Source organism: Telluria sp. Soil_C_11 (assembly GCF_057657395.1).
In genome coordinates, this window is sequence record NZ_JBDGIN010000015.1 from 25,399 (window position 1) to 52,363 (window position 26,965).

Sequence of the window (26,965 nt, forward strand, 5' to 3'; positions counted from 1 at the left end):
TTCCTCTTTCGCCCGGAGCACTATTATTGTGAATACCATCCTGATTTCGTCTGTCGTGCTCTACCTGCTGGGCACGCTCGGCCTGGGCGTCTGGGCCGGTTCGAGGATCAAGAATACCGCCGACTTCGCCGTGGCCGGCCGCAGCCTGCCGCTGATCATGGTCATCACCACCACCTTCGCCACCTGGTTCGGCGCCGAGACCGTGATGGGCATTCCCGCCAAGTTCGTGCAGGGCGGCCTGGGCGCGCTGGTCGAAGACCCGTTCGGCGCCGGCACCTGCCTGATCCTGGTCGGCCTGTTCTTCGCGGCGCGCCTCTATAAACTCAACCTGCTGACCATCGGCGACTACTACCGCGCGCGCTACGGCAAGGGCATCGAGGTGTTCTGCTCGGCCGCGATCATCCTGTCCTACCTCGGCTGGGTGGCGGCGCAGATCACGGCGCTGGGCCTGGTGTTCTCGGTGCTGACCGGCGGCGCCATGTCCGAGACCGCCGGCATGATCGTCGGCACCCTGGCCGTGCTGATCTACGTGGTCGTGGGCGGCTTCCTGGCGGTGGCGATCACCGACTTCATCCAGATGATCGTGCTGGTGGTGGGCCTGTCCATCATTGCCTTCTTCTCGTCGAAGCTGGCGGGCGGCAGCGACGCCGTGCTGCATATGGTGCAGCAGAAGGACCTGTGGAATTTCCTGCCGCAGGCGAAGTTCACCGACGTCGCCTTCTTCGTCGGCTCGGCCGTGACGATGATGCTGGGCTCGATCCCGCAGCAGGACGTCTACCAGCGCGTGATGTCGGCGAAAAACGCCCCGACCGCGCGCGCCGGCGCCGTGATCGGCGGCGCCAGCTACATCCTGTTCGCCGCCGTGCCGATGTTCATCGTCGCCTGCGCCGTGATCGTGATGGGCAACGAAGCCCTGGAACTGGCCAAGAGCGACTACCAGCGCGTGCTGCCGACCTTCGTGATGACCCGCATGCCGCTGATCATGCAGATCCTGTTCTTCGGCGCCCTGCTGTCGGCGATCAAGAGCACCTCTTCGGCCACCCTGCTGGCGCCGTCGACCAGCTTCACCGAGAACATCCTCAAGAACCTGCGTCCGGGCATGACCGACCGCCAGCAGCTGCTGGCCATGCGCGTGACCATCGTCGTGTTCGCGGCCATGGTGCTGGCGTATGCGGTCGCGATGAAGGGCACCTCGATCTACGACCTGGTGTCCTCGGCCTACCAGGTGACCCTGGTCGGCGCCTTCGTGCCGCTGGTGATGGGCCTGTACTGGAAGCGCGCCACCACCCAGGGCGCGATCCTGTCGCTGGCGGCCGGCATCGCCACCTGGATCGTGTACTTCCCGCAGATCTCGTCGCTGGGCGAAGCCTTCCCGGGCCAGCTGGCCGGCCTGATCGCGGCGTTCGCGGGCATGATCGTGGGCTCGCTGGCGCCGCAGGTGCTAAAGAACCGGCATGAGCCGCACAAGACGGCGGTGAGTGTTTAATCGTTCGCGCAAAATAAAGAGGCCCCGACAAGTGTTCGGGGCCTTTTTGTTTGCGGCTTCGGTGAAGAACTTGGGTCCCCGCCTTCGCAGGGACGACGCGCTAACCCCGTCATTCCCGCGCAGGCGGGAATCCAAGTTCGCTGAACAGCCATCAGCCCATCCACCCCCGCTGCGTCACATCATCCAAAGTCAGATCAAGGCAGAACCTGATCCGCTCCACCATCTCATCGATCTGCGCGGTCGTCATCACCAGCGGCGGCGCCACGATCATCCGGTCCCCCACCGCGCGCATGATCACGCCGTTGTCGAACATGTGCGCGCGGCACACCATTCCCACCGCCAGCTCGCGCGCGAAAGCCTCACAATCGTGCACATTCGTTCCCTTGCGCCGCACCAGGGTCAGGGCCGCCGCCATGCCGATGCTCTCGGCGTGCCCGACCAGCGGGTGGGCCGCCAGCGCCGCGAACGCGGCCTTCAGGTGCGGCCCGGTCTCCAGCGCCACCCGTTCGACCAGGCGCTCGTCGACCATGATGCGCAGGTTCTCGAGCGCCGCCGCGCAGGCGACCGGATGGCCGGAATAGGTGAAGCCGTGGTTGAAGTCGCCGCCCTTCTCGACCAGGACGTGCGCGACCCTGGAGCCGACCAGCACGCCGCCCAGCGGCACATAGCCCGAGGTCACGCCCTTGGCGAAGGCGATCAGGTCGGGCCGGAAGCCCATCAGCTGGCAGCCGAACCAGGTGCCCAGGCGCCCGAAGCCGCAGATCACTTCGTCGGACACCAGCAGCACGTCGTACTTGTCGCAGATGCGCTGGATTTCGGGCCAGTAGGTGGGCGGCGGGATGATCACGCCGCCCGCACCCTGCACCGGTTCGCCGATGAAGGCGGCGACGTTTTCCGGCCCGAGTTCGAGGATTTTTTCTTCCAGCCAGCCGGCCGCGCGCAGGCCGAATTCGGCCTCGCTCATGCCCTGCCCGTGCTCGGCGAAATTCGGCTGTTCGATGTGGTGGATGCCGGGAATCGGCAGGGCGCCCTGCGCATGCATGCCGGCCATGCCGCCCAGCGAGGCCCCGGCCACCGTGCTGCCGTGGTAGGCGTTGCGGCGGCTGATGATGGCCTGGCGCTGCGGCTGCTTCAACAGCTGCCAGTAGCGCCACACCATGCGCACGATGGTGTCGTTGGCTTCCGAGCCGGAGCCGGTGAAGAACACATGGCCGAAGCCCCCGCCGATACCTTGCGCCAGCTGGACCAGGCGCGCCGCCAGCATCAGCGCCGGCACGTTGGTCGTGTTGAAGAAGCTGTTATAGAAAGGCAGCGTGTCCATCTGCCTGGCCACGGCGGCGGTCATGCTCGCGCGTCCGTAGCCGACGTTCACGCACCACAGGCCCGACATGCCGTCGATGACCTGGTGGCCGTCCGAATCCCACAGGTAGATGCCGTCCCCGCGCACCATCACGCGCGCGCCGCGTTCGCGCAGCGCGCCATGGTCGGTGAAGGGATGCAGGTAGTGCGCGCTGTCGAGCTGCTGCAGTGCGCGTGTATCGAGACTTCCCGGGCTATCGACCTCCCGGACCGGCGCGAGCGTCTCTTGCGCCGCATTGATATCGCTTGCCATCATGGACTCCCATTGTTATTGGACTCTCTCTCTCAAACATGGAGCAGCAGGTGTTCCCGTTCCCACGGGCTGATCACGGTCATGAACTCCTGGTGCTCGAGTTCCTTGACCGCCGAATAGACGTCGATGAAGCGCTCGCCCAGGATGTCGCGCAGGCGGTCTTCGCGGCGCAGCAGGGCCAGGGCTTCCGGCAGGCCCTGCGGCAGTTCCACTTCCATCTTGTAGGCGCTGCCCTCGACCATTGGGGTCGGTTCGAGCTGTTCCTGGATGCCGAGGTAGCCGCAGGCCAGGGTCACGGCCAGCGCGAGATACGGGTTGGCGTCGGCGCCGATCACGCGGTTCTCGACGCGCCGGTCCTGCGAGCCCGAGACCGGCACCCGGATGCCGACGGTGCGGTTGTCCACGCCCCACTGCAAATTGATCGGCGCGGCCGTGCGGCGCACGATGCGGCGGTAGGAGTTCACGTAGGGCGCGACGATCGCCATCGCCGACGGCATGTACTTCTGCAGGCCGCCGACGTACCAGCGGAACAGCTCGGAAGGCGCGCCGTCCTCGTTGCTGAAGATGTTGCGGCCGGTGTCGCCGTCCACCACGCTCTGGTGCACGTGCATCGCCGAACCGGGTTCGCCCGCCATCGGCTTGGCCATGAAGGTGGCGTACATGTCGTGCTTGAGCGCCGCCTCGCGCAAGGTGCGCTTGAAGTAGAAGACCTTGTCGGCCAGGCCGAGCGGCTCGCCGTGCTGGAAGTTGATCTCCATCTGGCCGGCGCCGATCTCGTGGATCAGGGTGTCGACGTCCAGGCCCATCATGTCGCAGTAATCGTAGATGTCTTCGAACAGCGGATCGAACTCGTTGACGGCGTCGATGCTGTAGACCTGGCGGCTGGTCTCGGAACGGCCGCTGCGGCCGATCGGCGCGGCCAGCGGCAAATCGGGGTCGATGTTCTTTGCGGTGAGATAGAACTCGAGTTCCGGCGCCACCATCGGCTTCCAGCCCTTCTGGGTGTACAGCTTGAGCACGCGCCGCAGCACGCTGCGCGGGGCGAAGTCGACCAGGCGGCCGTCGGCGAAATAGCAGTCGTGGATGACTTGCGCGGTCGGATCGACGGCCCACGGCACCATCGTGATCGTGCCCGGGTCGGCCTTCAGGATCATGTCGCGGTCGGTGGTCGAGATCGCGCGGTCGAAGGCATCGTCGTTCTCCGGCGAGTTGCCGGTAACGGTCATGCCCAGCACGATCTCGGGCAGGCGCATGCCGCGGTCTTCGGTGAATTTCACGCGCGGCAGGATCTTGCCGCGGGCAACGCCGGTCAGGTCGGGGACCAGGCATTCGATTTCGGTGACTCGTTTACCGTTGAGCCACTCGTCCATGTCGTTGTAGGAAAATTTGTCGCGGATAGCCATGTTGGCTCCTCTGTTCGTTGGATGAACGCAGGCGCGCACGCGCAGCCTGCGGCGTTCGGTATGGTCTGAACAGGGACGCTATGGGACGTGCCGGGCCGCCCATTTCTGATAGGCGGTCATAGGCGGTTCCGTTTGGTGGCCTGGTGATAGGCGCGGCAGGCATCGCCGAAGGCGCCGAACATCTTCATCGAGTGCGGGTTACGGGTGATGCGCCATTCCGGATGCCATTGGACGGCCAGCGTGAAGCCCGGCGAAATCGAGACGGAAAACGCCTCGACCAGCCCGTCTTCCGCCACCGCCTCGACCGTCAGGCCGGGCGCCAGCCCGTTGACGCCCTGGCCGTGCAGGGAGTTGACGGGAATCTCGTCCGCGCCGAGGATGCCGTGCAGCATGCCGCCCGGCATGATCCTGATCTTGTGCGCGTCGCCATACTGCTCGTCCATGCCCAGTTCGGGATTTTCGCGATGGTCGAAATGCCCCGGCACCGTCTGCACCGCCTGGTACAGGCTGCCGCCCAGCGCCACGTTCATTTCCTGGAAGCCACGGCAGATCGCGATGATCGGGATGCCACGCTTGACCGCTTCCCGGATCAGCGGCAGCGTGGTCTGGTCGCGCGCCGGATCCTGCGGCAGGGTCGGGTCGAGCACTTCCTCGGAGTAATAGCTGGGATGTACGTTCGACGCCGAGCCGGTCAGCATGATGCCGTCGCACAGCTCGAGCATGGTTTCCAGGTCGAGCGCTTCCCCGAGCGACGGCAGGATCATGGGGGCGCAATCGGCGCCGAGCACGACGGCGTCGACATACTTGTGCTGGGCCGCGTGATACGGATGTTCTCCGAAATCGCGGGTGCAAGCGGGGACGATAACGATCGGGCGCATGGTCTCTACCTTTGTGAAGTGAGGCGCACACGGACCATGATACTGCAATCTGATCCGAATGCGAGTGGCCGTTAATCCAGATCAAGAGGCACAGGAGTTTCCGCTGCGCATCGCTAAAATCTGCTAGTGGGAATGGTTCCTCTGTTCAGAAACCTGTAGCAAAAGCTTATCGTCAAGTTGAGAAGCATGCCAACACGAACGGCAGGGTTGGCGACTGTACCTTCGTTCCCGCCTGCGCGGAAACGACGTAGCAGATTGCGTGGTATCTTTGCCTTCTAATTCGAACAAGCACGAGGAAACCATGCTGAACCTGAAAGATCCTTCCCTGCTGCGCCAGCAAGCGTATATCGACGGCGAATGGTGCGACGCTGCCGAGGGGCACACCGTGACGGTGACGAATCCCGCCACCGGCGAATCGCTGGGCACCGTGCCGCACATGGGCGCGCAGGAAACCCGCCGCGCGATCGAGGCCGCGAACGCCGCCTGGCCGGCATGGCGCAAGAAGACCGCGCGCGAACGCGCCCTCATCCTGCGCAAGTGGAACGACCTGATGCTGGAAAACGCGGACGACCTGGCGGCCATCATGACCGCCGAACAAGGCAAGCCGCTGACGGAAGCAAAAGGCGAAGTGAGCTATGCCGCCTCGTTCTTCGAATGGTTCGGCGAGCAGGCCAAGCGCATCGAGGGCGACGTGCTGGAATCGCCGGCGCGCGACCGCCGCCTGATCGTGACCAAGGAGCCGATCGGCGTCTGCGCCGCGATCACGCCGTGGAACTTCCCGTCCGCGATGATCACCCGCAAGGTTGCCCCGGCCCTGGCCGCCGGCTGCCCGATCGTGCTGAAGCCCGCCGAACTGACCCCGTTCTCGGCCCTGGCCCTGGCCGTGCTGGCCGAACGCGCCGGCGTGCCGAAAGGCGTGTTCTCGGTCGTGATCGGCGACGCCAAGGCGATCGGCGCCGAGATGTGCGCCAACCCGATCGTGCGCAAGCTGAGCTTTACCGGCTCGACCCCGGTCGGCAGGCTCCTCATGGAGCAATGCGCGCCGACGGTCAAGAAGCTGTCGCTGGAACTGGGCGGCAACGCCTCCTTCATCGTGTTCGACGACGCCGACCTCGATGCCGCAGTCGAGGGTGCGGTCGCCTCGAAGTACCGCAACGCCGGCCAGACCTGCGTCTGCGCCAACCGCATCTACGTGCAGGACGGCGTGTACGACGAATTCGCGCGCCGCTTCACCGAGAAGGTCAAGGGACTGAAGGTCGGCAATGGCATGGAGCCCGGCGTGAACCAGGGCCCGCTGATCGAAGACAAGGCGCTCGTGAAGGTCGAGAACCACATCGCCGACGCACTGTCGAAAGGCGCGCGCCTGCTGCTGGGCGGCAAGCGCCATGAGCTCGGCCACAGCTTCTTCCAGCCGACCGTGCTGGCCGACGTGACCCCGGCCATGCTGGTGTCGGAAGAAGAAACCTTCGGCCCGGTGGCGCCGCTGTTCCGCTTCAAGACCGAGGAAGAAGTGATCGCCCTGGCCAACAACACCGAGTATGGCCTGGCGTCCTACTTCTACGCACGCGACATCGGCCGCGTGTGGCGCGTGGCCGAGCAGATCGAGACCGGCATGGTGGGCGTGAACACCGGCCTGATCTCGAACGAGATCGCGCCCTTCGGCGGTGTGAAGCAGTCGGGCCTCGGCCGCGAAGGTTCGAAATACGGCATGGACGACTACCTGGTCGTCAAGTACATCTGCCTCGGAGGCATGTAAGTATGGCGCGCGACCCGATGGCCGCGGTGAAGGATGCACCGCTGTTCATCGTGCCGCGCGTACTCGCGGGCCTGCGCGCTTTTCGCGACGGCCCCAAGCTGGCCGACCTGCCGGGCGCGAACCCGTCGCCGGAACGCGAACGCCTGGCGGTGGTGCTGGACGACCTCGCTACCCGGCTGCTGGCCGGGGTCGAGGCGCATCCGACCAAGTTCTGGGTACTGAAGCAGTTCCAGGCATCGTTGGAAATCGTGCAGCAGGAAGATGCCGCGGCGCGCGAGCGCTTCGCCGCCGAGCTCGACAGGTTGATGGCGGTCCTCGGCATCGACAGTTCGGATGGCGTCGTCACGTATTACCTGAAACTGGCCTGAGCGCCCGCCGCCGTCAGGACAGCCCTGTCCCATCAGAAAAGCCTTCCGCAGGCAATTTCTCCCAATCCCGTTTTCCCTGATTACAACAAATCATCGTTTTTTGTTGTCGCGTAGGAATTGTCCTACTAAAATCCTTGTCGAACCATTGTAACTACAATTATTTTCGACAGCCTCTCTTCCCCACCTGCCCGGCCACGGTACAAGCTTCAGCTGGCCATTAACACATCAACATAATGAGACTCTCTGACTTGAAACTGCGCACGCGCCTGGGTGCGAGCTTTGGCCTGCAATTGATTCTGATGATCATCCAGGCGGGCGGCGCCATCTGGCTGCTGGGTGACTTCAGCCAGCGCACCGACTACCTGCTGAACGACGCCATCGCGAAAGAGCGTCTGTGCGAAGAATGGCGTGCCTCGACCGAACTGAACGGGACGCGCTCGGCCCTCCTGATCGCCACTGCCGACCCGGCCGTACGCAGCGATATCGAGGCGCAAATCAAGACCACCAGTGCGCGCATCGGGCAAATCCAGGACGAACTCCAGAAGAAGGTAAGCAGCGCCACCGGCAAGACCCTGCTGGCCGAAACCGGCGTCAAACGGGAAGCGTATGCCAATGCACGCAAGGAGGCTTTCGGCATCGATGCGGGGGGTGACGAGCAGGCGGCCAACCCGGCGGCCGGCAAGATGCGCGCGGCATTCAAGGACTACCTGGCCAGCATCGAGAAAATCGCCGAACACCAGAAACAGAAGGAGGTCGAGATCACGCAGGACCTGGAGCAGCGGAGCAGCTCCGCCCGGCGCCTGGTGTTCTTCCTGTGCCTGATCGCGAACGTGGCGGCCATCCTTTCCTCGACCTGGGTCACGCGCTCGGTCACCCGTCCGCTGCAGCGTGCGATGGGGGTCGCGCAGGAGGTGGCGCAAGGACGCCTGCACGTGCGCAACGAGGCCACCTCGCTCGACGAAACCGGCCAGTTGCTCGACGCGCTGAACCGGATGAACCGCGACCTGTACCGCATCGTCGGCGAAGTGCGCGACAGCAGCGTGGCCATCGCCTCGGCCTCGAACCAGATCGCCAGCGGCAACCTCGACCTGTCGTCGCGGACCGAACAGCAGGCCGGCGCGCTCGAAGAAACCGCCTCCGCGATGGAGGAGCTGACCGTGACCGTGAAGCAGAACGCCGAGCATGCGCGCCAGGCCAACCAGCTGGCGGAGACTGCATCGAAAGTGGCGCAGCAGGGCGGCGCGGTGGTCGAGCAGGTGGTAGCGACGATGGGTTCGATCAGCGCGTCGGCCGGCAAGATCACCGAAATCATCGGCGTCATCGACGGCATCGCCTTCCAGACCAATATCCTGGCCCTGAACGCCGCCGTCGAAGCGGCGCGCGCCGGCGAGCAGGGCCGCGGTTTCGCGGTCGTGGCGTCCGAGGTGCGCAACCTGGCGCACCGCTCCGCGGCTGCGGCGAAGGAAATCAAGGCGCTGATCGAAGCCTCGGCCGGCGACGTCGACGCCGGCACCAGGCTGGTCGGCAAGGCCGGCGCAACGATGGGCGAGGTCGTCACCAGCGTCGAGCGCGTGACCGCCATCATCCGCGACATCGCGCTGGCCAGCCACGAGCAGGAAGCCGGGATCGAGCAGATCAACCAGGCGATCAGCCAGATGGACGCCGTCACCCAGCAGAATGCCGCCCTGGTCGAGGAAGCGTCCGCCGCCAGCGAAGCCATGCGCGTGCAGGCGCAGCACATGGAAACCGTGGTCGGGGTGTTCCAGCTGGAAGGCGCCGCCAGGCCGCTCGACCAGCGTCAGCGCTTGCCGGCGCCCTTGTATTCGTAATACTTGCGCGCGTCGCCGCGCACCTGCTCGGCCGGGTACTTGGCCCGGTTGAGCACCATCTTCTCCTGCACCGCTGCCAGCAGGTCGACGTCGAGCTTGTCGGCCAGCCGCACCAGGTAGACCAGCACGTCGGCCATCTCGTGCCGCACCTGCACCAGCTTGTCCGGCCCGAGTTCCTCGGCACGGCCATCGCGCAGCCACTGGAAGTGTTCCAGCAGCTCGGCCGCTTCCACCGTCAGTGCGGCGGCCAGGTTCTTCGGCGAGTGGAACTGGTCCCAGTCGCGCTCGTCGACGAATTCGCGTACGAGCGCGCGTAGCCGCGCCAGGTCGCCAACTGCCGGATCATTTGCCATAATCATGCTCCAATACAAGTGTCCCCGCATGCGCGGGAACGCCATGATACAGCGGCCGGATCCGATGAAGGCGCTGATAACGCTACCAAATACGGCATGAGATGAACAAACCAGAGACTCCCCGCAGCCGCGCCAGCGGCCGCGTCACACTGGCCGAGGTGGCGGCCAGGGCCGGCGTCGGCACCATGACCGCATCGCGTGCGATCAGCCAGCCGGACCGGGTGTCGGAAGCCCTGCGCGCGCGCGTCGCCCAGGCCGTGGCGGAACTGGGCTACGTGCCCAACCGCGCCGCGCGCGCGCTGGCATCGAGCCAGTCGAAAGTGATCGTGGTGCTGGTGCCGTCGCTGTCGAACGCCGTGTTCACCGAGGTGCTGGCCGGCATCCAGGACGCGCTGGAGGAGGATGGCTACCAGATCCTGATCGGCAACACCCGCTATTCCGATGCCGAAGAAGAAAAGCTGCTCGGCACCTATATGCAGTCGAGCCCGGACGGCATCCTGCTCTCCGGGCTGACCCACAGCAAGCGGGTGACGGAACTGCTCGCCTCCTCGAAGCTGCCGGTGGTGTCGATGATGGACCTGGCGAGTTCGCCGGACGCGCTGTCGGTCGGTTTTTCCCAGCTCCAGGCCGGCTACACGATGACCCGCTACCTGCTCGACAAAGGCTATCAAAGGATCGGCTTCATGGGCGCCCAGCGCGACGAGCGCACCCTGAAACGCGCCGAAGGCTACCGCCGCGCCTTGGAGGAAGCGGGCCGCTACGACCCGCGGCTGGAGACCATGGTCGGCGATCCGTCGACCATCGCGCTCGGCGCCGAGCTGCTGGGCCGCATGCTGTCGGTGACGCCCGACTGCGACGCGATCTTCTGCTGCAACGACGACCTCGCCCAGGGCGCGATCTTCCAGTGCCAGCGGCGCGGCATCGCCGTACCGGGGCAGCTCGCCATCTGCGGCTTCAACGACCTGCCGGTGTCGGCCTGGATGAATCCTTCCGTCACCACCATCGCCACCCCGCGCTACCGGGTCGGCTTCGAAGCGGCCCAGCTGTTGCGCACCGTGATCCGCGGCGAGCGGCCGGCCGCGACGCGCATCGATCTCGGCTTCACCCTGATGGCGCGCGAAAGCGCATAATCCCTCCTCCCGGCCGCTTCCCGTAGCGGGAACGGCCGCGGCAATATTCCCCTTCCCAGTGATGTGCTGCGGCGCAGCATAGAAATATCTTTACAAAATATCTGATCGGCGTAGACTCGCCCAAAATTTGGTAGCGCTACCAAAAACCATTCTCCGATCGGTATTGTAAATATGCAAGATAACGTCCACTCTCCCCTGTCTCCGGCCCGCTGGGTCGTCATGGGCGTCTCCGGCTGCGGCAAGAGCGAAGTCGGACAGCGGCTGGCGCGCGCGCTGGGCGTGCGCTTTCTCGAAGGCGACGCCTATCACAGCGCATCGAACGTGGCCAAGATGGCTTCCGGCATTCCCCTCGACGACGGCGACCGCGCCGACTGGCTGCGCACCCTGCAGGGCGAGATCGCCGCTGCCCGGGCGCGCGGCGAAGGCCTGGTGCTGGCCTGCTCGGCCCTGAAGCGCCGTTACCGCGACCTGCTGCGCGCCGCCGATCCCGGCCTGCGCTTCGCCCACCTGAGCGGTCCGCGCGAGCTGATCACCCAGCGCATGCTGGCGCGCACCGCCCACTACATGCCGGCCTCGCTGCTCGACAGCCAGCTGCGCGACCTCGAACCCCTGCAGCAGGACGAAGCCGGCCTGCTGCTCGACATCAGCAAACCGCTTCCGGCGCTCACCGAAGCAATCCTTCACCCCGAGGGTCGCTAGAACCCACCCACACTCACAGGAGACAAGCATGGCATCACCAAGAAACCAAGGCATTCCCCGCCGCCGCTGGGGCATCGGCGCGCTGCTCGGCGTAGGCGTCCTGATCAACTACATCGACCGCATCGGCCTGTCCGTCGCGGCGCCCCAGATCAAGGACGCGTTCCACCTGAGTCCTGTCGAACTGGGCCTGCTGTTCTCCGCGTTCGCGTGGTCGTACTCGCTGCTGCAGATCCCGGTCGGGATGGTGCTGGACCGCTTCGGCCCGACCAGGGTCGGCCGCTGGGGCGCCTTCCTGTGGGGGATCGCGTCGGTGATCACCGCGTTCTCGAGCGGCTTCGCGGGCATCTTCGTGGCGCGCATCCTGCTGGGCGTGGCGGAAGCGCCGGCCTTCCCGGTCAGCTCGAAAGCCACCGGCTACTGGTTCCCGCGCAACGAGCGCGGCCTGGCCACCGCCATCTTCGACGCCGCCGCCAAGTTCTCGAACGTGATCGGCGTGCCGCTGGTGGCGGTCACGGTGGTGGCCTTCGGCTGGCGCTGGGGCTTCGCGCTCACCGCGACCCTGAGCTTCCTGTACTTCATCGCCTTCTACGTGCTGTACCGCGATCCGAGCGCCGACAAGAACCTGTCGAAAGCGGAACTCGACTACATCCAGCGCGGCGGCGCCGCTCCCGAAGGCCCGGCCGAAGCCGGCGCCCTCAACATGCTGGGCTACCTGCTGACCAAATCGAAGGTGTGGGGCCTGACCATCGGTTTCGCCGCCTACGGCTACACCTTCTACCTGTTCCTGACCTGGCTGCCGGGCTACCTGGTCGAGCAGATGCACATGAGTATCATCAAATCGGCCGGCTTCGCCGCCATCCCCTGGGCCTTCGCCACCCTGACCGACCTGTTCGTCGGCGGCTGGCTGATCGACCACCTGATCTCGCGCGGCAAGGACGAATCGAAAGTGCGCAAGGGCGTGCTGATCGTCGGCATGTTCTTCGGCCTGGCCGTGTTCGGCGCCACCCAGACCACGGATCCGGTCTGGGCCATCTTCTGGATCTCGATCGCCCTGGGCGGCCTGGCTTCGGCCGCGCCGGTCGGCTGGTCGCTGCCGTCGCTGATCGCGCCGAAGGGCGGCGCCGGCACCATCGGCGGCATCATGAACTTCGCCAACAACCTGATGGGCGCGGCCGCGCCGATCGTGACCGGCATGATCGTCGGCGCCACCGCCTCGTTCACCAACGCCTTCTTCGTCGCCGGCGTCATCCTCGTCATCGGCATCATCTGCTTCGTGTTCGTGCTCGGGAAGATCGAGCCGATTCCGGACCCGGAATCCGGCAAGCCTGCCGTGCGCGCACCGGTCACGACCGCTTAAAACAACAACAAAGAAAGTAAAACGAGACAATGAAATCCAAGTTTTCCCTGATGTGCGCAGCCATGCTGGGCAGTGCGATGTTTAGCGGCAACGCGCTGGCCGACGGTTCCTCGGTCGCCTTCTATGGCGTGATGGATGTGGGCGTGTCGGTCGACCAGGGCGGCATCGCCGGCACCTCGACCCGCGTCACCAGCGGCATGGCAACCCAGAGCCGCTGGGGCTTCCGCGGCACCGAAGACCTGGGACAGGGCATGGCCGCCTTCTTCGTGATCGAAGGCGGCATCCACGCCGACAACGGCACCTCGACCCAGGGCAACACCCTGTTCGGCCGCACCTCGATCGTGGGCCTGCGCGGCAGCCTCGGTTCGGTCTCGGCCGGCCTGCAGGACACGCCACTGTTCACCACCTTGAACGTGGTGGTCGACCCGCTGCGCAACGGCGTCGTCCGCTCGAACAACCTGATGCCGCCGACCGGCTTCCGGGCTTCGAACTCGGTGCTGTACCGCACCCCGGACATGAACGGCTTCAGCGGCGACCTGATGGTTGTGGCCGGCGAAGTTGCCGGCGACAGCGCCGCGGGACGGGCCTTCGGCGGCTCCTTCGGCTACAGCAAGGGCCCGCTGGCCGCGCGCATCGCCTACCACCGCAAGAACAACGACAGCGCCACCGTGACCGGCCTTGATCCGGCCCGCAACCTGCTGCTGGGGGCGAACTACGATTTCGGCCCCGTGCGCGGCTACTTCGGCTACGAGGTCAACAAGGGCCGCAACAGTGCGCCCCTGAACAATGGCGCGGCGGTGTTCGGCGGCGCGGCGCCGATCGCGTCGACCGACAGCCGCGACCTGCTGCTGGGGGCTTCGGTGCCGTTCGGGCCGAACACCGTGGTGCTGACGTATGTGCGGGCGGACGACCGCACCATCCACAACCAGGATGCGCAGCAGCTGGGCGCCGCCTACATGTACGCCTTCTCGAAGCGCAGCGACGTCTATGCGTCGTATGGCGTGATCCACAACCACAACGGCGCCGCCTACACCGAAGGCAACAGCGAAGAACCGGGCACGGGCAACCGCCAGTTCGCGATGGGCTTGCGCCACCGCTTCTGACGGTGCCGGTCTTGCTTGGCTGCGCGCGTCGCTTTCCACGTAACGCTGCAGCACCGCATCCAGCTTCGGCTGGATTTCCGCCTGGCCGTTGGCTTTGACCAGGTCGCGCAGCTGCAGCAGATCGCTCAGGCCGGGGTCCAGCCGTCCGCGTAGCGCTTCAGCAGCGCGTCATATTTCTGCGTCAGTTCCTCGGCGCTCGACACTGTCATGCCGAGGTCGCGCAGCAGGCCGTCCTTCAGGCCGTACACCCAGCTGTGGATCGTCAGTTCCTGGCCGCGGTCCCAGGCGTCCTGCACCACCGTGGTCTGGGCGCAGTTGATCACCTGCTCGGCCACGTTCAGCTCGACCAGGCGGTCGTGGGCAACGGTGGGCTGTACAAGTTCGCCCAGGTAGCGGCCGTGCTTGTGCTTGACGTCCTGCACGTGACGCAGCCAGTTGTCGGTCAGGCCGACCCGGCGTCCGGTGAGGGCCGCATGCACGCCACCGCAGCCGTAATGGCCGCAGACGATGACGTGCTTTACCTTGAGCACATCAATGGCGAACTGGAGCACCGACAGGCAGTTCAGGTCCGAGTGCACCACCACGTTCGCCACGTTGCGATGGACGAACATCTCGCCCGGCATCATGCCCAGCAGTTCGTTGGCGGGCACGCGGCTGTCCGAACAGCCGATCCACATGTATTCCGGGGCCTGCTGCGCGGCCAGTGATTTGAAAAAATCGGGCTGCTTGGCGACGACCGATTCCGCCCAGGCGCGGTTTTTGGCGAACAGCTCCCTGGTGATGGGTTTTGAATTAGGCATCTGACTCCCTTTACTACGTTACGCTTGAACTGCTTATGTTTAAGCCAACTGTTAATGCAAAAAAAACCGCCGAAGGCTCGCACCATTCAGCGGTTGGTGGACTTCTTATTCGAAGAAGTCCTTCACTTTATCCATCCAGCCCTTGCTCTGCGGGCTATGCTTCGAGCCGCCCTCCTTGGTCAGGCGGTCGAACTCGCGCAGCAGGTCCTTCTGCTTGTCGGTCAGCTTGACCGGGGTCTCGACCACGACGTGGCAGAACAGGTCGCCCGCGTAGCCGGAGCGCACCCCCTTGATGCCCTTGCCCTTCAGGCGGAAGGTCTTGCCGGTCTGGGTGCCTTCGGGGATGGTGAAGGACACCTTGCCGCCCAGGGTCGGCACTTCGATCTCGCCGCCCAGCGCCGCCTTGGTGAACGAGATCGGCATTTCGCAATGCAGGTCGTCGCCTTCGCGCTGGAACACCTCGTGCGGCTTGATGTGGATTTCCACGTACAGGTCGCCCGGCGGCCCGCCGTTGGTGCCCGGCTCGCCATTGCCCGAGGAGCGGATCCGCATGCCGTTGTCGATACCGGCCGGGATCTTGACTTCCAGGGTCTTGTTGCGCTTGATGCGTCCGGCGCCGCCGCAGGCCGCGCACGGTTCCGGGATGATCTTGCCGCTGCCATGGCACTTCGGGCAGGTCTGCTGGATCGAGAAGAAGCCCTGCTGCATGCGCACCTGGCCGTGGCCGTGGCAGGTCGAGCAGGTGACGGGCTGCGTGCCCGGCTTGGCGCCGCTGCCGTGGCAGGTGTCGCACTTGTCCCAGCTCGGCACGCGGATCGTGGTGTCGAAGCCGGCGGCTGCCTGCTCCAGCGTGATCTCGAGGTTGTAGCGCAGGTCGGCGCCGCGGTACACCTGGGGGCCCGAACTGCGGCCGCGTCCACCGCCGAAGATGTCGCCGAAGATGTCGCCGAAGGCATCGCCGAAGCCGCCGGCGCCGAAACCGCCGCCCATGCCGCTGTTCGGATCCACGCCGGCATGGCCGTAACGGTCGTAGGCCTCGCGCTTTTCCGGATTGGTCAGCATCTCGTAGGCTTCCTTGACCTCCTTGAACTTCTCCTCCGCTTCCTTGTTATCGGGATTGCGGTCGGGGTGGTACTTCATCGCAAGCTTGCGATAGGCCTTCTTGATCTCGTCTTCCGAAGCAGTCTTCGCGACGCCGAGGATCTCGTAAAAATCACGCTTTGCCATTTGTCGGCACCTTGCTGTTGTCTATCTACTCAACTATCTGTGCAAAAAAACCGAGCCGGGCACCAGAAGGCTGCATCGGCTCGGGATGTTCCGCGGCGGGAGTCGCCCTGGACGGGCAACCCCTTATTGTGACATTACTTGGCGTCCTTGACTTCCTTGAAGTCGGCGTCGACCACGTCGTCGTCCTGCTTGGCGCCCTGCTCGGCGCCCGGCTGTTGCGCGCCAGCCGCACCCGCGGCGCCAGCGCCGGCCTGGTCGGCGTACATCTTCTCGCCCAGTTTCTGCGCGGCGGTGTTCAGGGCGGCGATCTTCGATTCGATCTCGGCCTTGTCACCGGACTTCAGCACGCCTTCGAGGGCGGAAATCGCGGACTCGATGTTCGACTTGTCGCCGGCATCCAGCTTGTCGCCGTACTCGGTCATGGACTTCTTGGTCTGGTGGACCAGCGCGTCGCCCTGGTTGCGGGCTTCGGCCAGTTCCTTGACCTTCTTGTCCTCTTCCGCGTTCAGCTCGGCGTCCTTCACCATCTTCTGGATCTCGTCTTCCGACAGGCCCGAGTTCGCCTTGATGGTGATCTTGTTTTCCTTGCCGGTGGCCTTGTCCTTCGCGCCCACGTGCAGGATGCCGTTGGCGTCGATGTCGAAGGTCACTTCGATCTGCGGGGTGCCGCGCGGCGCAGGCGGGATGCCTTCGAGGTTGAACTCGCCCAGTCCCTTGTTGCCGGCAGCGATCTCACGCTCGCCCTGGTAGACCTTGATGGTCACGGCCGGCTGGTTGTCGTCGGCGGTCGAGAACACCTGCGAGAACTTGGTCGGGATCGTGGTGTTCTTGTGGATCATCTTGGTCATCACGCCGCCCAGGGTCTCGATACCCAGCGACAGCGGGGTCACGTCCAGCAGCAGCAGGTCCTTGCGGTCGCCAGCCAGCACCGAACCCTGGATCGCGGCGCCGACTGCGACGGCCTCGTCCGGGTTGACGTCCTTGCGCGGATCCTTGCCGAAGAACTCCTTCACCTTTTCCTGCACCTTCGGCATACGGGTCATGCCGCCGACCAGGATGATGTCGTCGATGTCCGAGACCTTCACGCCGGCGTCCTTGATGGCGACGCGGCACGGCTCGATGGTCTTGTTGATCAGTTCCTCGACCAGGGCTTCCAGCTTGGCGCGGGTGATCTTCAGGTTCAGGTGGACCGGCGCGCCGTTCGCCATGGCGATGTACGGCTCGTTGATCTCGGTCTGCTGCGAGGACGACAGCTCGATCTTCGCGCGCTCGGCCGAGGCCTTGATGCGCTGCAGGGCGATCGGGTCCTTCGACAGGTCGAGGCCGTTGATCTTCTTGAACTCGTCGATGATGTAGTCGATCACGCGCTGGTCGAAGTCTTCGCCGCCCAGGAAGGTGTCGCCGTTGGTCGACAGCACTTCGAACTGCTTCTCGCCTTCGACGTCGGCGATCTCGATGATCGACACGTCGAAGGTGCCGCCGCCGAGGTCATACACGGCGATCTTGCGGTCGCCCTTGTCGGTCTTGTCCAGGCCGAATGCCAGCGCGGCCGCGGTCGGCTCGTTGATGATGCGCTTGACGTCCAGGCCCGCGATGCGGCCGGCGTCCTTGGTCGCCTGGCGCTGCGAGTCGTTGAAGTAGGCCGGCACGGTGATCACGGCTTCGGTGACTTCTTCGCCCAGGTAGTCCTCGGCGGTCTTCTTCATCTTGCGCAGCACTTCGGCCGAGATCTGCGGCGGCGCCAGCTTCTTGTCGCGCACGGACACCCATGCGTCGCCGTTGTCGGCCTTGACGATGGAGTACGGCATCAGCGAGATGTCCTTCTGGACTTCCTTCTCGTCGAACTTGCGGCCGATCAGGCGCTTGACTGCGAACAGGGTGTTCTTCGGGTTGGTGACCGCCTGGCGCTTGGCCGGCGCGCCGACGAGGATCTCGCCGTCTTCCTGGTAGGCAATGATCGAAGGCGTAGTGCGAGCACCTTCGGCATTTTCGATGACCTTGGGCTGACCATTTTCCATGATCGCCACGCAGGAGTTGGTGGTGCCCAGGTCGATACCGATGATTTTGCCCATAATATTTTCCTTTTTAGTACTTAGTTTTCAGATGTGTCGAATATAGGGAAAAACTGCGTGCTTTCAAGAGCTTGGAAGCAGCCTCGACAATATTTATTTCGGCTGTGCAGCAGTCACGATGGCCGGACGCAGCAGGCGATCAGCGATCATATAGCCTTTTTGCAACACGGCGACCACGGTATTCGCTTCCTGCTCGGACGGCACGACGGCCACGGCCTGGTGCTTGTTCGGGTCGAGCTTGTCGCCCGGCTGCGGCATCACTTCGACCAGGCGGTTCTTCTCGAACGCGGCCGTGAGCTGCTTGAGCGTCATTTCGACGCCTTCCTTGATCGATTCCACGGTCGGCGCTTCGACCTTCAGGGCCATCTCGAGGCTGTCGCGCACCGGCACCATGGCCTCGGCAAAGCTTTCGATCGCAAATTTGTGGGCCTTGCTCACGTCTTCCTGGGCGCGGCGGCGGATGTTGTCCGCTTCGGCCTTGGCGCGCATGAATGCATCGTGCATCTCGGCCAGTTTGGCTTCGGTCGCGCTCAGCTGTTCTTCGAGGCTCGGCTCCGACGACTGCGCCGCCTGGTTCGCATTGGCTGCGTTGGCCGCAGAATCGGCTGCATTCGCGCCTTCCGGCTGGCTGGACACCTCTTGGTTTTCTTGGTCTTGCATCGAAAAAACTCCTAGAATCAAGGACTTGGCTGATTGGTTGACTTGTCCTGCTTATCACACGGGCCGCATATGGGGCGATCCCCCTACGTTTTCAAGGGGAATTGCAGGACTAACATGTGCATATCCCGACATTTTTTGTTACAGGATTTACGCGGCAGCAGAACCCATCAGCAGTTAATCGTTCTACTATGTTTCCTAAAAGGAACTGAGGAACGATCATGAGACTGCATCTGATCAGCGGCGCCGTGGTGGTCTGGACCGCCCTTGCATTGGCAGCGATCTGCCTGGCGGAACTCGGGGCGACGCCGCAAAACGTGCCATTTTAACAGGTCGCTTGTGAACGGCCCGATCACGCCCCGATCCGGGCCGCGTGCTCGCGGGCGATGTCCGCATCCTTGCGCTGCGCCTCGCGCTGCGACGGGCTCATCATGGTGGGCCAGCCGATCAGGTGCTGTTCGGCGATCTCCGCCAGCCCCGTGATCCAGACCGGATTGTCGTTCAGGCAGGGAATGTAGTGGTATTCCTGGCCGCCGTTCGATTCGAACTCGTGGCGCACTTCCATATTGATCTCTTCGAGCGTCTCCAGGCAGTCGCTGGTGAAACCCGGGCACAGCACGTCGATCCGCTTCACGCCCTCGCGCGCCAGCTGCTGCACGGTCGGCGCGGTGTAGGGCTGCAGCCACTCGGCGCGCCCGAAGCGCGACTGGAAGGTGACCACGTACTGTTCCGGCGACAGGCGCAGGCGCGCCGCCAGCAGGCGTGCGGTGCGGTGGCATTCGCAGTGGTAGGGGTCGCCCAGCATCAGGGTGCGCTTGGGCACGCCGTGGAAGCTCATCACCAGCCTGTCGCCGCGGCCGTGGTTTTCCCAGTAGGCCAGCACGGAATCGGCGAGCGCCTCGATATAGCCTTCGTGGTCGTGGTAGTGCTTGACCAGGCGCAGTTCGGGGATGTTGCGCACCTGGCCGTAGTGGGTATAGACGGCGTCCCAGATCGAGGCCGTGGTCGTGCCCGAGTACTGCGGATAGGCCGGCAGCACGACGATGCGGTCGACACCCTTCGCCTTCAGTTCGTCCAGCACCTGCGGCAGCGCCGGCGAGCCGTAGCGCATCGCCATCGCGACCTCGACGTCTTCATGGCCGCGCTCGCCGAGCAGTTCGGCTAGCTTCGCCGCCTGCCTGGCCGTGTACACCTTCAGCGGCGAGCCTTCGCGGGTCCAGATCATCGCGTACTTCTGCGCCGACTTGCCGGAGCGGAAAGGCAGGATCACGAGCCTCAGGATCAGGTTCCAGAGCGCGCGCGGGATCTCCACCACGCGCGGGTCGGACAGGAATTCCTTCAGGTAGCGCCGCACCGCCTTGCGGGTGGGCGCATCGGGGGTGCCGAGGTTGACCAGCAGGACTGCGCTCTTGGCGATCGTGCCGTGGGTGTGCGACGGTTCTTTTCTGAAAGGCATGGTTTGGGATAGGGGCGGATTCAGCCCGTCATTATGCCTGAGGGCTCGTCGTTCCCGCGCAGGCGGGGACGACGTGGCAACTCAAGACGCCAGCAGCTCGCGCGCGTGCTTGCGGGTCGTCTCGGTGATCTCGATCCCGCCCAGCATGCGCGCCACTTCTTCCACGCGCTCCTTCTTGTCCAGCACGTCGATGCGCGAGACCGTCTTGCCGTCGCCGGTCGTGCCCTTGGCCACCTGGAAGTGCTGGTTGGCCTGGCTCGCCACCTGCGGCAGGTGGGTCACGCACAGCACCTGGCGGCTGTGGCCGAGGCGCTTCAGCAGGCGCCCGACGACTTCCGCCACGCCGCCGCCGATGCCGGTGTCGACCTCGTCGAAGATCAGGGTCGGCACCGTGGTCGCGTGCGAGGTGATCACGGAGATCGCCAGCGAGATGCGGGCCAGCTCGCCGCCCGAAGCCACCTTCGCCAGCGGACGCGGCGCGACGCCGGCATGGCCGGCGACCAGGAATTCGACCTGCTCCAGGCCGTACGCGGCTGGCTCGCACGGGTTCAGCGCCACCACGAAGCGACCGCCGCTCATCGACAGTTCCTGCATCGCTTCCGAGACCTGTTCGCCCAGGCGCCTTGCCGCTTCCTGGCGCGTGGCGGAGAGCTTGACCGCCGCTTCCATGTAGGTGGCTTTCGCCTTTTCCTCCTGGCGGCGCAGGCCGTCGACGTCGCTGGCGTCGGCCAGCTGGCGCAGCTTGGCCTTCAGCGTGGCGTGCTCTTCCGGCAGCTCCTCCGGCGTGACGCGGAACTTGCGGGCGGTGCTGTGGATCGCGTCCATCCGCGCATCGACCTGGGCCAGGCGCTCGGGATCGAGCTCGACCTTGTCGATGTAGTCGTTCAGCGCGTACACCGCTTCCTGCAGCTGGATGCGGGCCGGCTCCATGCAGTCGAGCACGTTCTGCAGGCCGGCGTCGACGTCGGCCAGCTTGCCCAGCTTCTGGTTCAGCGAGGACAGCTGCGACAGGATCGGCTGCTCGGCTTCGGAGAGGGCGTTCAGCGCCTCCTGCGCGCCTTCGAGCAGGCTGGCGGCGTGCGACAGGCGGCTGTGCTCGTTGGTGATCTCGGTCCACTCGCCCGGCTTGACGGCCAGTTTGTCGAGCTCGCCGACCTGCCACTCGAGGCGTTCGCGTTCGAGCAGCACGTTCTTCGCATTGGTCTCGAATTCCTCGCGCTGGCGGGCCAGCGCGCGCCACGCCTTGTAGCAGCTGGCGACCGCCTGCACCTGCGCGGTGGACTCGGGATTGCGCACCGCGATCTGGTTGTCCAGCAGGGCGCGCTGGGCATCCTGCTTGAGCAGCGACTGGTGCGCATGCTGGCCGTGGATGTCGACCAGCAGCTCGCCCAGCTCGCGCAACTGGCCGGCGGTGGCGGAGATGCCGTTGATGTAGGCCTTCGAGCGGCCGGCGTTGTCGATCACGCGGCGCAGCAGCGCCCCGCCCTCCTCGGTGCCGAACTCGTTCTGCTCGATCCAGGCGCTGGCTGCCGGCGTGAGGGAGAAATCGGCGCTGATATCGGCCTTGGCCGCGCCCTCGCGCACCATGCTGGCTTCGCCGCGTCCGCCCAGGGCCAGCTGCAGCGCATCGATCAGGATCGACTTGCCGGCGCCGGTCTCTCCGGTAAAGACCGTGAAGCCATTCGAGAACTCGAGTTCGATCGTGTCGACGATGACGAAGTCGCGGATGGAAAGTAGGCGCAACATGAAGAAACGGGTCTCCTGAAATCGGATTCTTGGTATTTATTTGAGCTTGCCGTCACTGGACGGGTACTCGTTCCAGTGCAGCTTTTCGCGCAGGGTGTGGTAATAGCTCCACCCTTCGGGATGCAGGAAGGTGATGGTGTTGGGCGAGCGCGAGATCATGATCTGGTCGCCGTGCTGCAGGCTGGTGAAAGTCTGCATGTCGAAGTTCACGCTGATGTCGCGGCCATTCATGATCTCGACCACGATGTCGCTGGTGTCCGGCACCACGATCGGGCGGTTCGACAGGGCGTGCGGCGCGATCGGCACCAGCACGATGCCGGCCAGGGTCGGATGCAGCAGCGGGCCGCCGGCCGACAGCGCGTAGGCGGTCGAGCCGGTGGGCGTGGAGACGATCAGGCCGTCCGAACGCTGGTTGTACATGAAGGCGCCGTCCACCGTCACCTTCAGCTCGGCCATGCCGGCGCCGGAGCCGCGCGCCACCACCACGTCGTTCACCGCCACCGAGCAGTGGATCTCCTTGCCGTCGCGGACCAGGCGCGCCTCGAGCAGGGTGCGTTCCTCGGCCCTGGCCTTGCCGCTCAGGATCTCGGCCAGCGCGGGCAGCATGCGGTCGATCGGGATGTCGGTCATGAAGCCGAGGCGGCCCTGGTTGATGCCGATGAGGGGCACCCTGTAGCGGGCCAGCTGGCGCGCCACGCCCAGCATGGTGCCGTCGCCGCCGACCACGATCGCGGCGGTGGCGCGTTCGCCGATCTCGGCCATCGTCATCGCGGCCACGCCGTCCACGTTCACATGGCCGGCGGTCTCGAGCTCCAGCACGGGCAGGTAGCCGGCGCCGCGCAGGAACTCGACGATGGCCTGCACCGGCCCGTCGATCCCGGCGGTGTGATGCCGCACGACCAGCGCGATGGTTTGTTGCGGTTCGGGCATAGCGGACATACAACTCTCGACGGCAGGACTAGGGAGACAGAAGATTAACCGATTCGTCCGGCTTCTGCTATATCGCAACTCAGCAAATACTGTACAAACGCACAGTATAGTTGGGCCGATGCCCTTCCTGCAAGAGACTCAATGCAGCAGGCCGTAGGCCACGGCAAGGAAGACTGCCGCGCCCATGGTCACCAGGTGCAGCAGCATCAGCACGATCCAGCGCAGGCCCGTGAGCGTGCGCGAGCCTCCATACACGCGGCGCATCGCGGTCGGCAGGTAGAACACCAGCCACAGCCACAGGGCAAAGTCGACGATCCCCGGCACCAGCGGCAGCATCATGAGCGTCATCGTGAGGAAGGCGAAGCCGTTCGTGTGCAGCGCGAACAGCAGGTGCTCGCCGTAGCGCCGGCCCGACCCGAGGTAGAGCAGCTTCAGGAAGAAGGCGAACACCGGCATCATGAAGAAGACCGCATACGGCACGTAGGCGTAGAACGCGGCCTTGAGCGCCTTGTCGCGCTGGTCGCCGGACATGGCGGCGAATTCGTCTGCCTTGTCCCCGAGGTGCGGACTGCGGGCCCGCAGCCAGGTGCGGATGTCGTGGCTGCCGATGTTGATCTCGTTGGGACTGTCTTCCGTCAGGATGGCGGTCCGGTCCTCCTTCTTGTCCTGCCGTACGGCCACTTCGGATACCGTGTGCCGCTTTCCGACGCTGGCGTGGGTGCTGCCGTCGCTGTGGCTGCCCAGCTTCATGACGGCGAAGAAGATCAGGCTGAAGGTCAGGTACAGGCGCAGCGGCTGCACGTAGCGCACCCGCCGCCCCTTGATGTATTCGAGGGTCAGGCGCCCGGGCCGGAACAAAAGCAGGCCCAGCGACTTCCAAAGCTTGCCCTCCAGCGCGACGTAGTGGCCGATGAATTCGTGCAGGAATTCGCGCGTGCTGGGCGGATGCAGCACGGTCTCCTGGCCGCATTCATGGCAGAAATTCCCGGACACATTGGCCCCGCAATTCGGGCAGGCGCTGGCAACATGGTGGAGGACGGCTTCAGAATTCACGGCAATTCCCTGCACTGGTACACAAACCCGCATGTTAATCATTTAATTGCAAAAAAGCATCATCCAATTGCGCGACCCGCTTTGGGGGTGCGCGTTAGGATTTAAGCAATTTGAGCAATGTTTGAGGAGTGTGCCATGGTGGAAGAAGCCAAAGACCGCGTCGTCAACACCGATCGCAAGATCGAAGAGCAGGACTACAAGCGCGAACCCCACGAACGCGACGAGTCGCCGGACGGCCAGGGCGTCAAGCCGCGCGGCATCATGAAGCAGGCCGCCTCGGACCTCGAACAGGGCCTGGTCGACACCGAGAACTACGAAGGCCGCGGCACCCCGGGCATCGAGCAGGCGGTGCAGCCGAAACCGGGCGCCACCGGCCAGGCCGATCCGCAGCCGGACCGCCATCGCGACATGCGCGACCACGATTCCGCCGTCCCCGTCGACCAAGGGAAAAACCGGTGAACACTCGCGCCCTGCTGGCGGCCCTCCTGTGCGCCGCGAGCCTGGGCGCGTGCGCCCACCGGGCAGTCTCGCAACAAGCGGGCGCCGGTGGCTATGCGCCCGGCTTCGGCCCCGATCCCGTCCTCCCCGCGCCCGAACACTCGCTGATCCCGACGCTGAACATCGCGCCGGCCGATCCCTGGCCGCAGGGCACGCACCCGACGCCGGCGGCCGGGCTGGTGGCCACCGCCTACGCCAGCGGCCTGGACCACCCGCGCTGGCTGTACGTGCTGCCGAACGGCGACGTGCTGGTCGCGGAAAGCAACAAGCCGGCCAATGCGCCGAAAGAGACGGGAATCCGCGCCAAGGTCCAAAGCATCGAGCAGAAGCGCGCCGGCGCCGGCGTCCCGTCGCCCAACCGCATCGTCCTGCTGCGCGGCGTGAAGGCCGACGGCACGGCCGAAACCAGGACGGTGTTCGCGCAGGACCTGAATTCGCCCTTCGGCATGGCCCTGGTCGGCAACGACCTGTACGTCGCGAATGCCGACGCGCTGTGGCGCTTCCCGTACAAGACCGGCGACACCGTCCTCGGCGGCCAGGGCAGCAAGGTGCTGGACCTGCCGGCCGGGATCAACCACCACTGGACCAAGAACGTGGTGGCTTCGCCCGACGGCAGGAAGCTTTACATCACCGTCGGCTCGAACAGCAACGTCGCCGAGAACGGCATGGACATCGAGCAGGGCCGCGCCGCGATCTGGGAGTACGACATCGCCGGCGGCAAGAGCCGCATCTACGCTTCCGGCCTGCGCAACCCGAACGGCATCGACTTCCAGCCGCAGACCAGGGCCATGTGGACCGTCGTCAACGAGCGCGACGAACTGGGCAACGACCTGGTGCCGGACTACATGACGGCGGTGAAGGACGGCGCCTTCTACGGCTGGCCCTACAGCTACTACGGCCAGCACGTCGATACCCGCGTCAAGCCGCAGAAGCCGGAACTGGTCGCCACGGCGATCGCGCCCGACTATGCGCTGGGCGCGCACACGGCCTCGCTGGGCCTGGCCTTCTACGGCGCCGACCTGATGCCGCAATTCAGGAACGGCGCCCTGATCGGCCAGCATGGCTCGTGGAACCGCAAGCCGCATGCCGGCTACAAGCTGGTCTACGTGCCCTTCACCAATGGCAAGCCGAGCGGCCCGCCGCAAGACGTGCTGACCGGCTTTTTGAGCCGCGACGGCAAGGCCTACGGCCGTCCGGTCGGCGTCGTGGTCGACAGGCAGGGCGCGATCCTGCTGGCGGACGACGTCGGCAACGTGGTCTGGCGGATCACGCCGGCCTCTGGAGCAGCAACCACCCAATGAACGAAAGGAATACTCACATGATCAAGCGTAAGGGAAGCGCCGTCTGGAGCGGCGGCCTGAAAGACGGCAAGGGCACGGTCTCGACCCAGAGCGGCGTGCTGAACCAGAGCCAGTACGGCTTCAACACCCGCTTCGAAAACGGCGCGGGCACCAATCCGGAAGAGCTGCTCGCGGCAGCCCACGCCGGCTGCTTCACGATGGCGCTGTCGGCCCAGCTGGGCGAAGCCGGCATGACCGCGCAGAAGCTGGAAACCACGGCCACCGTCTCGCTCGACAAGGCCGATGGCGGCTTCGCGATCCCCGCCGTCCACCTCGACCTGGTCGCCACCATCCCCGGCGCCAACGAGCAGGCTTTCCAGGAGGCGGCGCGCAAGGCCAAGGAAGGCTGCCCGGTGTCCAAGCTGTTCAATGCCAACATCACGCTCGACGCAAAACTCCAGAGTTGAACGGGCGGCGGGACCGGGGCGGACGCCCGCACCGGCCCCGTCAGCAAAGATCCGCGCCAGCGCATAAAATCTTCGCTTTCCGTTCACACCCACAGGAACAAGAATGCGCATCCTGCACACCATGTTACGCGTCGGCGACCTGCAGCGCTCCATCGACTTCTACACCAAGGTGCTCGGCATGAAACTGCTGCGCACCAGCGAGAATCCCGAATACAAGTACACCCTGGCCTTCGTCGGCTACGGCAACAACCCGGATCACGCCGAGCTCGAGCTTACCTACAACTGGGGCACCGACAAGTACGAGATGGGCACGGCCTACGGCCACATCGCGATCTCGACCGAAGACATCTACAAGACCTGCGAGCAGGTGCGCGCGGCCGGCGGCAACATCACCCGCGAACCGGGCCCGGTGAAAGGCGGCACCACCGTAATCGCCTTCATCACCGATCCGGACGGCTACAAGGTCGAGCTGATCGAGCGCGCCGACAACGCCGGCGGCGGCGGCCTGAGCAATTAAAGCCCGGGCCGGCAGCGATTTGCCGGCCCTGCTACAATTTCTCCGCCTGCACATCGCAGGCAACAACCAAATACGTCTTCGGGGCGGGGTGAAATTCCCCACCGGCGGTATGGCCATCACGGCCGAGCCCGCGAGCGCCTGCCATGCAGGGTCAGCAGACCTGGTGAGAAGCCAGGGCCGACGGTATAGTCCGGATGAAAGAAGATGTGCGTCATTACGCGTCCTGCTGCCGCTTCGGCATGCAGCGCCGCGCCGTTGCGCTTTGCCCTGATGCGTTCCTTTTTTTGA

General features: G+C 65.1%; 24 protein-coding genes and 1 riboswitch. Of the genes, 12 read left to right on the top strand and 12 right to left on the bottom strand.

Annotation, left to right across the window (positions count from 1 at the left end; translation table 11 throughout):
* Positions 1-28: 28 nt before the first annotated feature.
* Positions 29-1,486 (top strand): high affinity choline transporter 1, encoded by a 1,458-nt coding sequence (locus AC3A6M_RS19925; RefSeq protein WP_487854467.1) that lies wholly within the window; start codon positions 29-31, stop codon positions 1,484-1,486.
* 151 nt (positions 1,487-1,637) lie between these two features.
* On the opposite strand, the gene AC3A6M_RS19930 is transcribed toward AC3A6M_RS19925, so the two are convergent.
* The 3 genes from AC3A6M_RS19930 to AC3A6M_RS19940 form a co-directional block, all read right to left on the bottom strand.
* Positions 1,638-3,098 carry an aspartate aminotransferase family protein gene (locus tag AC3A6M_RS19930; RefSeq protein ID WP_487854527.1) on the bottom strand — a complete coding sequence of 487 codons (1,461 nt, stop codon included), beginning with the start codon at positions 3,096-3,098 and terminating at the stop codon, positions 1,638-1,640.
* Between the two features lie 32 nt (positions 3,099-3,130).
* The gene (locus tag AC3A6M_RS19935) at positions 3,131-4,501 is read right to left on the bottom strand and encodes a glutamine synthetase family protein (RefSeq protein WP_487854468.1); all 1,371 of its coding nucleotides are present in this window, start codon (positions 4,499-4,501) and stop codon (positions 3,131-3,133) included.
* Positions 4,502-4,617: 116 nt separating this feature from the next.
* Positions 4,618-5,379 (bottom strand): gamma-glutamyl-gamma-aminobutyrate hydrolase family protein, encoded by a 762-nt coding sequence (locus AC3A6M_RS19940; RefSeq protein ID WP_487854469.1) that lies wholly within the window; start codon positions 5,377-5,379, stop codon positions 4,618-4,620.
* Positions 5,380-5,680: 301 nt separating this feature from the next.
* Between AC3A6M_RS19940 and AC3A6M_RS19945 the strand changes: the two genes are divergently transcribed.
* The 3 genes from AC3A6M_RS19945 (at position 5,681) to AC3A6M_RS19955 (ending at position 9,332) form a co-directional block, all read left to right on the top strand.
* A complete protein-coding gene (locus AC3A6M_RS19945; RefSeq protein ID WP_487854470.1) occupies positions 5,681-7,135 on the top strand; it encodes an NAD-dependent succinate-semialdehyde dehydrogenase in 1,455 nt (484 codons plus the stop codon).
* A 2-nt stretch (positions 7,136-7,137) separates the two neighbouring features.
* Positions 7,138-7,503 carry a DUF4844 domain-containing protein gene (locus AC3A6M_RS19950; protein WP_487854471.1) on the top strand — a complete coding sequence of 122 codons (366 nt, stop codon included), beginning with the start codon at positions 7,138-7,140 and terminating at the stop codon, positions 7,501-7,503.
* A 248-nt stretch (positions 7,504-7,751) separates the two neighbouring features.
* A complete protein-coding gene (locus AC3A6M_RS19955; protein WP_487854472.1) occupies positions 7,752-9,332 on the top strand; it encodes a methyl-accepting chemotaxis protein in 1,581 nt (526 codons plus the stop codon).
* On the opposite strand, the gene AC3A6M_RS19960 is transcribed toward AC3A6M_RS19955, so the two are convergent.
* Entirely contained in the window at positions 9,302-9,685 is a 384-nt protein-coding gene (locus AC3A6M_RS19960; protein WP_487854473.1) for a nucleotide pyrophosphohydrolase, read from the bottom strand. The two genes, AC3A6M_RS19955 and AC3A6M_RS19960, sit on opposite strands and share 31 nt — an antisense overlap.
* A 101-nt stretch (positions 9,686-9,786) precedes the next feature.
* Between AC3A6M_RS19960 and gntR the strand changes: the two genes are divergently transcribed.
* The 4 genes from gntR (at position 9,787) to AC3A6M_RS19980 (ending at position 13,974) form a co-directional block, all read left to right on the top strand.
* Entirely contained in the window at positions 9,787-10,815 is a 1,029-nt protein-coding gene (gntR, locus tag AC3A6M_RS19965) for an HTH-type transcriptional regulator GntR (protein ID WP_487854474.1), read from the top strand.
* 171 nt (positions 10,816-10,986) lie between these two features.
* Positions 10,987-11,514 carry a gluconokinase gene (locus AC3A6M_RS19970; protein ID WP_487854475.1) on the top strand — a complete coding sequence of 176 codons (528 nt, stop codon included), beginning with the start codon at positions 10,987-10,989 and terminating at the stop codon, positions 11,512-11,514.
* Positions 11,515-11,542: 28 nt separating this feature from the next.
* Positions 11,543-12,871, top strand: coding sequence for an MFS transporter (locus AC3A6M_RS19975; protein WP_487854476.1), 1,329 nt, complete (start codon positions 11,543-11,545; stop codon positions 12,869-12,871).
* A gap of 29 nt (positions 12,872-12,900) precedes the next feature.
* Entirely contained in the window at positions 12,901-13,974 is a 1,074-nt protein-coding gene (locus AC3A6M_RS19980) for a porin (RefSeq protein WP_487854477.1), read from the top strand.
* A 125-nt stretch (positions 13,975-14,099) separates the two neighbouring features.
* Here the strand turns inward: AC3A6M_RS19980 and can are convergent, their stop codons facing one another.
* The 8 genes from can to AC3A6M_RS20020 all read right to left on the bottom strand — a co-directional run bounded on the left by can (position 14,100) and on the right by AC3A6M_RS20020 (position 23,915).
* Entirely contained in the window at positions 14,100-14,774 is a 675-nt protein-coding gene (gene can, locus AC3A6M_RS19985) for a carbonate dehydratase (RefSeq protein WP_487854478.1), read from the bottom strand.
* 105 nt (positions 14,775-14,879) lie between these two features.
* On the bottom strand, positions 14,880-16,001 hold the full coding sequence (dnaJ, locus tag AC3A6M_RS19990) for a molecular chaperone DnaJ (RefSeq protein WP_487854479.1): 1,122 nt from the start codon (positions 15,999-16,001) through the stop codon (positions 14,880-14,882).
* Between the two features lie 134 nt (positions 16,002-16,135).
* A complete protein-coding gene (gene dnaK / locus AC3A6M_RS19995; RefSeq protein WP_487854480.1) occupies positions 16,136-18,073 on the bottom strand; it encodes a molecular chaperone DnaK in 1,938 nt (645 codons plus the stop codon).
* Between the two features lie 93 nt (positions 18,074-18,166).
* A complete protein-coding gene (gene grpE, locus AC3A6M_RS20000) occupies positions 18,167-18,733 on the bottom strand; it encodes a nucleotide exchange factor GrpE (protein WP_487854481.1) in 567 nt (188 codons plus the stop codon).
* Positions 18,734-19,082: 349 nt separating this feature from the next.
* Positions 19,083-20,186, bottom strand: a complete 1,104-nt coding sequence (hemH, locus tag AC3A6M_RS20005; RefSeq protein ID WP_487854482.1) for a ferrochelatase — start codon at positions 20,184-20,186, stop codon at positions 19,083-19,085.
* An 81-nt stretch (positions 20,187-20,267) separates the two neighbouring features.
* Complete coding sequence (gene recN, locus AC3A6M_RS20010; RefSeq protein ID WP_487854483.1) at positions 20,268-21,932, bottom strand: DNA repair protein RecN; 1,665 nt, start codon at positions 21,930-21,932, stop codon at positions 20,268-20,270.
* A 36-nt stretch (positions 21,933-21,968) separates the two neighbouring features.
* Positions 21,969-22,871 carry an NAD kinase gene (locus tag AC3A6M_RS20015; protein ID WP_487854484.1) on the bottom strand — a complete coding sequence of 301 codons (903 nt, stop codon included), beginning with the start codon at positions 22,869-22,871 and terminating at the stop codon, positions 21,969-21,971.
* 129 nt (positions 22,872-23,000) lie between these two features.
* The gene (locus tag AC3A6M_RS20020; RefSeq protein WP_487854485.1) at positions 23,001-23,915 is read right to left on the bottom strand and encodes a DUF3667 domain-containing protein; all 915 of its coding nucleotides are present in this window, start codon (positions 23,913-23,915) and stop codon (positions 23,001-23,003) included.
* Positions 23,916-24,050: 135 nt separating this feature from the next.
* On the opposite strand from AC3A6M_RS20020, the gene AC3A6M_RS20025 reads away from it, so the two are divergent.
* From AC3A6M_RS20025 to gloA, 4 genes are all read left to right on the top strand, one after another.
* Positions 24,051-24,374, top strand: coding sequence for a hypothetical protein (locus tag AC3A6M_RS20025; RefSeq protein ID WP_487854486.1), 324 nt, complete (start codon positions 24,051-24,053; stop codon positions 24,372-24,374).
* A complete protein-coding gene (locus tag AC3A6M_RS20030; protein ID WP_487854487.1) occupies positions 24,371-25,714 on the top strand; it encodes a PQQ-dependent sugar dehydrogenase in 1,344 nt (447 codons plus the stop codon). Before AC3A6M_RS20025 ends, AC3A6M_RS20030 begins: the two co-directional genes overlap by 4 nt.
* Before the next feature lie 17 nt (positions 25,715-25,731).
* Positions 25,732-26,160 (top strand): OsmC family protein, encoded by a 429-nt coding sequence (locus tag AC3A6M_RS20035; RefSeq protein ID WP_487854488.1) that lies wholly within the window; start codon positions 25,732-25,734, stop codon positions 26,158-26,160.
* 103 nt (positions 26,161-26,263) lie between these two features.
* Positions 26,264-26,677 (top strand): lactoylglutathione lyase, encoded by a 414-nt coding sequence (gloA, locus tag AC3A6M_RS20040; protein ID WP_487854489.1) that lies wholly within the window; start codon positions 26,264-26,266, stop codon positions 26,675-26,677.
* A 70-nt stretch (positions 26,678-26,747) separates the two neighbouring features.
* Positions 26,748-26,887: riboswitch (FMN riboswitch) on the top strand.
* Positions 26,888-26,965 lie beyond the last annotated feature (78 nt).